The organism is Mesorhizobium sp. IMUNJ 23232, assembly GCF_044326205.1.
Lineage (GTDB): Bacteria > Pseudomonadota > Alphaproteobacteria > Rhizobiales > Rhizobiaceae > Kumtagia.
Map to the genome: position 1 here is coordinate 1 of NZ_JBIRCY010000114.1, position 9,764 is coordinate 9,764.

12 protein-coding genes are annotated in these 9,764 nt (G+C 65.4%); 9 read left to right on the forward strand and 3 right to left on the reverse strand.

The annotated features are described in order from the left end of the window. The 9 genes from ACH196_RS36895 to panC form a co-directional block, all read left to right on the forward strand. Nucleotides 1-843: hypothetical protein (locus ACH196_RS36895; RefSeq protein ID WP_396651789.1), on the forward strand; the 843-nt coding region annotated here is incomplete at its 5' end. A 367-nt stretch (nt 844-1,210) separates the two neighbouring features. Next, complete coding sequence (locus ACH196_RS36900) at nt 1,211-1,498, forward strand: hypothetical protein (RefSeq protein ID WP_396651790.1); 288 nt, start codon at nt 1,211-1,213, stop codon at nt 1,496-1,498. 28 nt (nt 1,499-1,526) lie between these two features. Beyond that, nucleotides 1,527-1,907, forward strand: coding sequence for a hypothetical protein (locus ACH196_RS36905; protein ID WP_396651791.1), 381 nt, complete (start codon nt 1,527-1,529; stop codon nt 1,905-1,907). Nucleotides 1,908-1,933: 26 nt separating this feature from the next. Then, on the forward strand, nt 1,934-2,095 hold the full coding sequence (locus ACH196_RS36910) for a hypothetical protein (protein WP_396651792.1): 162 nt from the start codon (nt 1,934-1,936) through the stop codon (nt 2,093-2,095). 10 nt (nt 2,096-2,105) lie between these two features. Next, complete coding sequence (locus ACH196_RS36915) at nt 2,106-3,512, forward strand: APC family permease (protein ID WP_396651793.1); 1,407 nt, start codon at nt 2,106-2,108, stop codon at nt 3,510-3,512. A 26-nt stretch (nt 3,513-3,538) separates the two neighbouring features. Further along, entirely contained in the window at nt 3,539-4,225 is a 687-nt protein-coding gene (locus tag ACH196_RS36920) for a hypothetical protein (RefSeq protein ID WP_396651794.1), read from the forward strand. Further along, nucleotides 4,222-4,545, forward strand: a complete 324-nt coding sequence (locus ACH196_RS36925) for a hypothetical protein (RefSeq protein ID WP_396651795.1) — start codon at nt 4,222-4,224, stop codon at nt 4,543-4,545. Before ACH196_RS36920 ends, ACH196_RS36925 begins: the two co-directional genes overlap by 4 nt. Nucleotides 4,546-4,780: 235 nt before the next feature. Further along, on the forward strand, nt 4,781-5,626 hold the full coding sequence (panB, locus tag ACH196_RS36930) for a 3-methyl-2-oxobutanoate hydroxymethyltransferase (protein ID WP_396651796.1): 846 nt from the start codon (nt 4,781-4,783) through the stop codon (nt 5,624-5,626). Continuing rightward, a complete protein-coding gene (panC, locus tag ACH196_RS36935; RefSeq protein ID WP_396651797.1) occupies nt 5,623-6,513 on the forward strand; it encodes a pantoate--beta-alanine ligase in 891 nt (296 codons plus the stop codon). The genes panB and panC overlap by 4 nt, the downstream gene beginning before the upstream one ends. Here the strand turns inward: panC and ACH196_RS36940 are convergent. From ACH196_RS36940 to ACH196_RS36950, 3 genes are all read right to left on the reverse strand, one after another. Then, nucleotides 6,455-7,726 (reverse strand): alpha/beta fold hydrolase, encoded by a 1,272-nt coding sequence (locus ACH196_RS36940; RefSeq protein ID WP_396651799.1) that lies wholly within the window; start codon nt 7,724-7,726, stop codon nt 6,455-6,457. The genes panC and ACH196_RS36940 overlap by 59 nt on opposite strands. Before the next feature lie 101 nt (nt 7,727-7,827). Beyond that, nucleotides 7,828-8,781, reverse strand: a complete 954-nt coding sequence (locus ACH196_RS36945) for an ABC transporter permease (protein ID WP_396651798.1) — start codon at nt 8,779-8,781, stop codon at nt 7,828-7,830. After that, nucleotides 8,778-9,710: an ABC transporter permease gene (locus ACH196_RS36950; RefSeq protein WP_396651800.1), complete on the reverse strand. Its 933-nt coding sequence runs from the start codon at nt 9,708-9,710 to the stop codon at nt 8,778-8,780. Before ACH196_RS36950 ends, ACH196_RS36945 begins: the two co-directional genes overlap by 4 nt. Between the last annotated feature and the right edge of the window lie 54 nt (nt 9,711-9,764).

A 9,764-nucleotide genomic window follows, 5' to 3' on the forward strand; every position in this document is an offset into this window, starting at 1 on the left:
TTGTCCCTGGTGCTCGGGGAAGCCGCCGTCGCCCCAAGGCCGGGACGAGCCGGAAAGACCGGGAGAAACAAACCGTCTCCGGCGCTCTGCCTGCCGCGCCACCTCTACCGCGCCATTCTTCTGCTGCTGCGCCCCGCCGAATCCGCCGCCCGCCGCCTCGTCATCGCGGCGGCGCAAGGCATCGTGGTGACGCTGCCGCCGTTTCGTCCGCGAAAGCTCAAGCCAAAAATTTCCGACACGGTGGCCGCCATGCGCCGCCTCGGCCTTGCCGTCAACCTGTCGAAGGCAGACTTTGCCCGCTTTGAGGCCGAGCGGAAAGCCGCCGAACGGCGCGCCGCCAGGCCGCGTGGACAAAACCTTTCGCTGCTTGATGCACTGAAATATCCCTTCCGCATCCGCCGCAAATATGTGCCGGCACATGCTGCTCCGCGCATCCGATCGCTCGACGACGACGCGCCACGCATCCCCCTGCCGCCACCACCGTCGCAGAACGATCCGATCGGTGCGGCAAAACTGACGCTCAGGCTGGATGCGCTGGGCCGGGCGTTGGACGATCTTCCGGGGCAGGCGCAGCGTTTCGCCCGCTGGAAGGCGCGCAACGACGCAGGCCTTGCGCGGGACAAGGCGACCCGCGACGCGGCGGCAGCGCAGGGCAAGCCTAGTCCGGTCCGCTTCCGGCGTTTTTCGCCGCTGCGGCGCGGACGGCCGCCCGGCGGAAGATTGCCGCGCTTCGATCCGGATGCTCCGCGCCGCAAGAACATCCGCGAGGTCGACGAGATTCTGGCGCATGCCAATGCAATGGCGTACTACGCGCTGGAGCCGCCGAGGCGCAACTCGTCATGACGGCGCCACCCCTGACACGAAAGCCGAAGCATCGAGTGCCTGCGCGAATTTTTTCGCCGCAGGCGGCGATAGCTGTTGTCAACAAGCATCGTAAGTATTCGCTTACTCATAAAATTTGCGACACAGTCCGTCCTTCCCGCCGTCGATCGTGCTTGCGCGATATCTGCATTTCGCATGCAAAAAAGTCGCTCATGCCGCGCGGGGCGGGCTTCAACTCCCGGGGCTGATTTCACACTCACGTGAACGCTTGACAGCCTATGCGAACGGGTATTTTCTTCCCGGAAAAGAATGTTGCCTGAAAGTATAAGCGGGCGCGGGGAATCAGAGTGGTCGCAAGGGACGCGGCACGCTCTGGAAAGGGAGAGAAATGTCCGATCTCGATCATCGGATCGAGGCGATGCACCGGCAGGACGTGCGCGGTGCATGGCTTTTGATCGTGTGCCTGTGGGCGACCATCCTCTTCGTTCTGATCATGACCTGGCCGTTCATTCCGCTGGGCAGCATCCGCGTCGCGGTGCTGGTTGCTGCGGCGGTGGTCCTTGTCTTCAACACGGCGGCCATCCGCGCGATGGTCGCGCACTACGCCGAGGACAAGCACTTCATCTACGGGCTGGACATCCAGCATCTCGACGCCGCGAAACGCGACAAGCTCTGAAAAAAAGGCATTCGCAGGAGGGGACACCATGGCGAAATACGTGCCGCCCGAACAGCCGAAGGCGATGCAGATATTCGACATCGCCTTCATCGTCGTCGCCATTTTCCTGGCATTGTGGCTGCCGCTGCGGCTCGGTCTCGCCGGCGTCGCGAAGTCGATCGACAAGATCGAGAACCCGACCTGGGAGAGTCTCGGGCAGAACGCCACGATGGCGGGTTTCTGGGAGAAGCTGGGCTACGACCCTGCCACCGCCCACGACATAATCCAGAACCGCTTCCACTATGTGTTCGACATCCCGACCCTGGTGGTCATGGTCGTGGTTCTGTTGGGCTATTTCATCTTTCTCTTCCGCGCCTCCGACAAGGAGTACCGCGAGGTGATCGACGAGAAGTTCGGCGACAAGCGCTAACCCCCACGGCGACCCCGGAGCCGGCCATGTTCACCACGCTTTCCTATCTGTCCTGGGCCGTCTCGGCGGTGCTCGTCGCCTGGATGGTCTACGACTGGATCAAGACGGACGCCAGCCATTCGGAAGCCCTGCTGACCTCCTCGCGCGAAGGCGAGATCGAGGCGGCAACCGAGAAACACAGGATCTGAAGGCGCTGCCATGACCGACGCCGTCGTTTCTTCCCCCGTCGGTGCCGCCCCGGCCCAGCGCGTTTCCCTGCTCAGGGTGCTTGGCCCCGCGCATGTCTGGGCGCTCGGCGTCGGCATTGTGCTTGTCGGCGAATATACGGGCTGGAATTTTGCCGTCGACAAGGGCGGCGCGCTGGCCACGCTGATCGTCTGCTGGTTCGTGGGCGTGCTTTATACCTCCGTCGCGATGATCGATTCGGAGGTGACGTCGACCGTCGCCGCCGCCGGCGGACAGTATGCGCAGGCCAAGCATATCGTCGGTCCGCTGATGGCCTTCAACGTCGCCCTCTACCTCGTCTTCGCCTACACCATGCTCCAAGTATCCGACGCCATCCTGGTCGGCGATCTCGTCGTCACCGTCGCCGGAACCGAAGGTCTTCAACGCCACGCCTTCGTGGTGCTCACCATCGTCGTGCTCGCCTGGCTCAACTATCGCGGCGTGCTGATGACGCTCAACGTCAACTTCGTCATCACGGCAATCGCCTATGTCGCGATCGTCGTCCTGTTCTTCGCAGTGCAGCCCTGGAGCCAGGGCACGGTGCTCAAGCTCGGCGAACTGGTGACGCCGGACAATGCGCTGCCCTATGGCTGGATCGGCGTGATCGCCGCCTTCCATTTCGGCATCTGGTTCTATCTCGGCATCGAAGGCACGACGCAGGCTGCCGAGGAGGTGCGCTCGCCCGCCCGCTCGCTGCCCTACGGCACCATGGCCGGCATGATCACGCTGCTCATCGGGGCGGCCATGACCTGGTATGTCTGCGCCTCGCTGCTGCCGTGGGAATATCTCGGCTTCACCTTCTTCCCGCTCTACGATGCCGCCCGCATCACGGGATCGGGCTTCCTCGAGACGCTGATGTTCTGGGGAACCGTGCTGGCGGCGGTCGCCTCGGCCAATGGCTGCATCAACGATGCGGCGCGCGCCTGGTTCTCGCTCGGCCGCGACCGCTACCTGCCGACCTGGTTCTCGGCCGTGCACCCGAAATACCGCACACCCTACCGGTCGATCCTGTTCCTGCTGCCGATCGCGCTGGCCTTCGCCTTCATCGCCGATCTGAATCAGGCGATCACCTTCTCCATCCTGTCCGGGCTGCTCGGCTACACCTTCATGTCGATCAACATCGTCATGTTCCGCCGCAAGTGGCCGCTCGGCTCGATCCGGCGCGGTTATACGCACCCCTTCCATCCGATGCCGGCGCTGGCGCTGCTGGCGCTGTGCATCGTCACCTATTTTGCGGTCTTCCTGGGATATGGATCGCAGCTCATCGCAATGACGATCTTCTACATCATCGTCTCGGTGTGGTTCCATTTCTACCGTTACAAATATGTTCGCCGGGGCGATCAGTTCACCATGCCCTGGCCGAAGCCGGTCGGGTATTAGGAGCCGGGGAACCCCGGTAAGCGGAAATGCTGGAAGGTCTGCAGCCTCTCCTCGGTCTCGTTCTTGCCGGCGCACTCGGCCTCGTCCTGCTGCGGCAGTTCCAAAGAAATAGGGCCGCGGCCGCTGCCAGTCGTGGCCGTCTGTTCGGCGAGGTGGCGAATTTGCTCGCCGAGCCCAACTTTCAGGCGATGCCGGAACCGGACCATCCGATCCTGCACGGCCGTTTTCGCGGCCTGCCGGTGCAGCTTCGCGCCGTCGTCGACACTTTGGCGACACGCAAGCTGCCCAGCCTCTGGCTCATGGTGACGGTGCCCGTGCCGACCGGCGTCGGGGCGGTCTTCGACTTCATGATGCGGCCGGCGAGCGCCAGCACCTTCTCCAACTACGACCAACTGCCGCATATCATATCTGCCCCGGCCGGCTGGCCGCCCGACGGCATCGCCCGCAGCGACAACCCTTTGCCTCTTCCGGCGGCGGAGCGGCTCGAACCAGCGCTGAAACTTTTGGGCAACGCACGCGCCAAGGAATTCCTGGTCACGCCGCAGGGGGTCCGTTTCGTCGTGCAACTGGCCGAGGCCGATCGTGCCCGCTATGGCGTATTCCGGCAGGCGGAGTTCGGCGACGTGGTCGTCAGCAAGCCATTCCTTGCCGAAGTGCTGACAGGCATGGCTGAGGTCATCGACAATCTGAGGGCCGAACGGAAGGCAGCATGAGCACCGTCCCGCCCTTGGAGGCGAAAGAGCCGGCGAATCCCTGGCTGATCCTGCTGGCGGCCCTCGCCATTCCAGGCGCCGGGCACCTGATGCTCGGCCAACCGCAGCGCGCGCTGATATTCCTGTTTTTCATGGCGGTCTTCGGCTGGGTGACCCTGCGCCTGATGCCCGAAGACGCGTCGTTCTTCTCGCGGCACTCCGGCGCCATCCTCATCTATGGTTTTTGCGCGCTGGATGCCTACCGCATCGCCCGCGTCCGCCGCGCGCTGTGGCTGGCCGCGACCAGCCCTGCCGAACGGCCGCCGGCCCAGTTGAAATAGCGCGGCCGCCTTCCCGCGGACCTCGGACGCCGAAGGATTTGGCTTCCTGCCCGGTCCGAAATCGCTGCGTGCATTTCAATGTTCCCAACGGGCAAGCGGCGAAAGGTAAACTGCCCCGCCCGCCACCGTCTCGCGCGGAACGGCGCGAGGCCATCACTACAGGTCTTTTCCCTTCGCATCTGCACAAATTTATGCCAAATGCGACTGCGGGCGGCTAACGTCAGGGAAGAATGTCATGAGCGCCACGCAGGATATAAGGGCGTTGACGCCACCGGACGTCGCGGCGCGCAAGGGAGGCGTCCCGCTGGTCTGCCTCACCGCCTACACGACGCCGGTCGCGAAAATTGTCGATCCGCATTGCGACATCGTCCTGGTCGGCGACAGCGTCGGCATGGTGCTGCACGGACTGCCTTCAACGCTCTCGGTCTCGCTCGACATGATGATCATGCATGGACAGGCGGTTCGCCGTGGCCTTGCGCGCGCGCTGATGATCGTCGACATGCCGTTCGGGTCTTACGAGGAAAGCCCCGAGCAGGCATTTCGCAACGCCGCCCGACTGATGGCCGAGACCGGCTGCGCCGCCGTCAAACTGGAAGGCGGCGAGGGCATGGCCGGGACAATCCGGTTTCTGACTAGCCGCGGCATTCCGGTCATGGCGCATATCGGGCTGACCCCGCAGGCGGTCAACACATTTGGCGGCTACAAGGTGCAGGGCAGGGGAGAGGCCAGCGAGAGGATCGTTCGCGACGCAATCGCGATCGCCGAAGCCGGCGCGTTTTCGGTCGTGCTTGAAAAGGTGCCCGAGCAATTGGCGCGCAGGATCACCGCCGACATCGCAATTCCCACGATCGGCATAGGCGCCTCTGCCGCCTGCGACGGGCAGATCCTGGTGGTCGACGACATGCTGGGCATGTTCACCGACTTTCGCCCGAAATTCGTCAAGCGCTACGCCGAACTGGGCCAGGCAGCCAGCGTCGCCATTGCCGGATATGCAAGGGACGTGCGCGAGCGTCGCTTTCCGGCCGCCGAACATGTTTTCGGCGACATACCGAAAGCGCTGGCCGGTGGGGCCGCGGCATGAGCGTCGCCATCGTTCGGACCGTCGCGGAGCTTCGGGTGATCGTTGCGGACTGGCGCCGGCAGGGCATGAAGGTCGCCGTCGTCCCGACAATGGGCGCTCTCCATGCCGGACATCTCAGCCTCGTCCGAGCAGCGCTTGCCGAGGCCGACCGGGTAATCGTGACCCTGTTCGTCAACCCGAAGCAGTTCAACAATGCGGCCGACCTTGCCGCCTATCCCCGTACCGAGCATGAGGACGCGGCCAAGCTTGCTCCGACAGGGGCAGATGTCCTCTATGCCCCCGACGCTGGAGAAATATACCCCGACGGCTTTGCCACCACGGTTTCGGTCGGCGGCGTCAGCGAAGGACTATGCGGGGCCTACCGTCCTGGCCATTTCGACGGAGTGGCGACCGTCGTGGCGAAACTGTTTCTGCAGACGGGTGCCGATCTGGCCTTCTTCGGCGAGAAGGATTTCCAGCAGCTTCACGTGGTCCGGCGCATGGCGCGGGACCTGGATATTCCAATCACGGTAGTCGGTTGCCCGACGGTCCGCGAGACCGATGGCCTCGCCATGTCCTCCCGCAACGTCCGGCTATCCTTGGCGGAGCGGGAGGTGGCTCCGCGGCTCGCGTCGACCTTGCTGGAGGCAGCGAAAAAGCTTTCGGGCGGAGCGCCGGTTGATCAGACGCTTGCGGAAGCGCGAACGGCAATACTCACCGCCGGCTTCAAGCAGGTCGAATATCTGGAACTGCGGGCGGAGGAGGATTTGCTCCCCCTCCAGAACCTCGACCGCCCGGCCCGCCTGCTCGTCGCGGCATGGCTCGGAGAAACGCGGCTGATCGACAATTTCAAAGTACCGCCCGCAGCGGTCCCCCGCGCTCGCGCACGATTTCGGCCAGCCGCTTGAAGACGTTGCCGCTCTGGCGGATGCCGTCGTGCTCGAACTCGTTGGTGACCCAGTGGGTGAGATTGCCCACTTCTTGCGCGGTCTCCAGCGACAGGCCCGCATCGACATAGAGATCGTCGTGATAGACCACGGCGGCGACGGGCACGTCATTGGCGGCGAGCCGCGCCGGATCGTAGAGTTCGGAGTAGCTTTCCCGCGCCGCCAGCGCTTCGACGCCGGCCTTGAACGGGCGCAGCGACCGGATGTCGTTGAACATCCACGGGAACATCATCTCGCCCGTGAAAAGCAGCGGCCGGGCGGCGGGGTCGAACTCGGGATGTTCGGCGCGGACGCGCTGGGCGGCCCAGCGGGTGGCGCCGGCGCCGTGGCCGTAGATGCTCTCCTGCAACGCGGCGAACAGCGGGCCGCCGTCGTAGCTGGTGAGGCCCATGACGCTGAACAGGAAGTGATCCGACAGCCGGCCCGGCGCGGAGAAGGCCTCGTCTACCAGCCAGTGGACGTTCTCCAGCCCCGGCGCCATGCCGAGGTCGATGCCGATGGTCTGGAAACGGCTGACGCTGAGGAGGTCGCCGTCGGGAAGGCGTACCGGGTTGGCTGCGAGGTGGTCGGCGATGGCTGCGACGCGCGCCACGTCACCGGGATAGCGCTTGTAAAAACGCCTGGTCTTGCCGGCGGCGCGCGGATAGGTGCGGCGGTAGACTTCGTCGGCTGACGGCCGGAGGCTGGCGAGACCGCCCGCCACGTAGCAGGCGGCGAGCGCCGCGGGATAGCGCGAGAGATAGGTCAGCGTCAGGAAGCCGCCATAGCTCTGGCCGAGCGACTCCCAGCGCCTGCCGCCGAACAGCGTTTTGCGGGCGTGCTCCAAGTCGTCGACGATGGAGTCGGCGCGGAAGTGCGAGAGATAGTCGGCGGCGGCCTCGCCGGTTGCGAACCTAGTCATCGTGGCGGCTTCGATACGGGTCGATCGGCCGGTGCCGCGCTGGTCGGGCAGGATGACGCGGTGGGTCTTCAGCGCTTCCGCGAGCCAGGACGGGCCGCCCTGCGTCGGGCGCGGCGATTTTCCGCCCGGGCCGCCCTGAAGGAAGACCAGCAGCGGCAGGTCGGCATCGCGGCGGCTCGCATCCACCACCTCGCGCAGGAACAGCTCGATCTTCGCTCCGTCCGGCCGGCGCCAGTCGAGGGGCACGGGCAGCAGGTGGTCGCGGATATGCATGCCGGGGATAGTGTATTCTGCGATGGGCAATCGAGCCTCCTCTACCGGAGCATGTTCAGTTGCAGGACTTTTCCGGTTCGAACATGCGACAAAACAAAGTTTTACCGTACACGCGGGTCGAGCAGCACGTAGGCGATGTCGACGATGATGTTGACGACGACTATGAACAGGCCGCCCAGCAACACCACGCCGATGATGATGGGCCGGTCCTGGTTGGCGACGGCCTGCACGGCCAGCGCGCCGACGCCCTGCAGGCCGTAGACCTGCTCGATGACGATGGCGCCGCCGAGCAGCAGCGCGATGTCGGCGCCGAGCTGGGTGACCAGCGGGGTAAGTGTGGCGCGCATGCCGTGCTTCCAGACCACCTTGCGTTCCGACAGGCCCTTGGCGCGCGCCGTGCGGATATAGTCCTCGCCCATCACCTCGAGCATCTGGCCGCGCGTCAGGCGGGCGTAGACGGCGGCGGTGGTCAGCGCCAGCGTCGTCCATGGAAGGAAGAGATGCCAGGCCCAGAGCAGCGGGTTGGGCAGGAAGGGCTTGAAGCCGCCGGCGGGGAACAGCATGAAGCCGGCCTGCCGCGGCAGGAAATAGAAGATGTAGAGCGACATCATGCCGAGCACGAATGTCGGAAAGCTCAAGCCCACGAGGATGAAACCCTGGCCCAGCCGGTCGCGCAGGCCGCCGGGGTGCCTGGCCGATGTGATGCCGATGGGAATGCCGACCGCCAGCCACAGCAGCACGCCGCCGGCAAGCAGCGACAAGGTCGCCGGCATCCGGTTGAAGATGAGCTTCGCGACGGGCTGCTGGTTGCGATAGGAAAAGCCGAGATCGCCGGTCACGGCCTTGCCGAGAAAGCTCAGATACTGCTCGTGGATCGGCCGGTCGAGGCCGAGATTGGCGCGGATCTGCACAAGCTGTGCCTCGGTCGCCTTGTCGCCGGCCACCATGCGGGCCGGATCGCCCGGCGCGATGAAGAACAGGAAGAACACGAACACGCTGAGCGAGAGCAGGATCAGCGCGCCGAACAGGATGCGGCTGGACAGGAAGCGGATCATGCCGCCGCCTTGCGCTTGCGCCGCCCCGGCCGGCCTCGGGGGTCGAGCGCGTCGCGCAATCCGTCGCCCAGGATGTTGAAGGCGAGCGTGGTGAAGAGCAGCGCCAGCCCCGGGATCAGCACCAGCCACCAGGCGACGAGGTAGATCGAGTTGGCGGCGGCGTCGGCGAGCATGCCACCCCAGCTCGGGGCCGGCGGCACGATGCCCATGCCGAGGAACGACAGGGTTGCCTCGAAGACGATGGAGCCGGGGATCATCATGGTGGTGTAGACGATGATGGGCACGCTGAGATTGGGCATGATGTCGACGAACAGGATCGACAGCGGGCCGGCGCCGAGCGAGCGGCTGGCCTCGACGAACTCCTGCCGCCGCAGCGAGATCACCTGGCCGCGGATGACGCGGCCCATGGTGGTCCAACTGAAGAAGACGATGACGCCGATGCTGAGCGGCAGGCTGGGGCCGAACACCGAGACGAGGGCGAGCGCGCAGAGCAGGAAGGGCACGCTCATCACCAGGTCCATCAGCCGGCTGAGCACGGTATCCACCCAGCCGCCGAAATAGCCCGCGACCATGCCGACGACGATGCCGACCAGCGCGGCGGCGAAGGCGGCGAGGATACCGGCGGCGAGCGATACGCTGGCCCCGTAGGCGAGCCTCACCAGCACGTCGCGGCCCAGATGATCGGTGCCGAAGATGAACTCGCCATTGGGCGCCACCGGCAGGCCCATCGGCGAGAGCCCGGTCTCGCGGTATTGCTCTATCGCCGAATGGCCGGTCGCCGCGGCGATGAGCGGCGCCGACAGCGCAAAGAGGACGATAAGGACGATGAAGCAGAGCGCCGCCATGCTGGCCGGATCGCGCCGCAACCGGCGCAGCGTCAGGGCGAGCGAGCCGCGCTGGACGACGGACCTGGCGGCCTCGGCGGTCACGCGGGCACCGCCGGAACGGTGTCCACGAGCCGGCGGCCGGCGACCGGCCGGCGC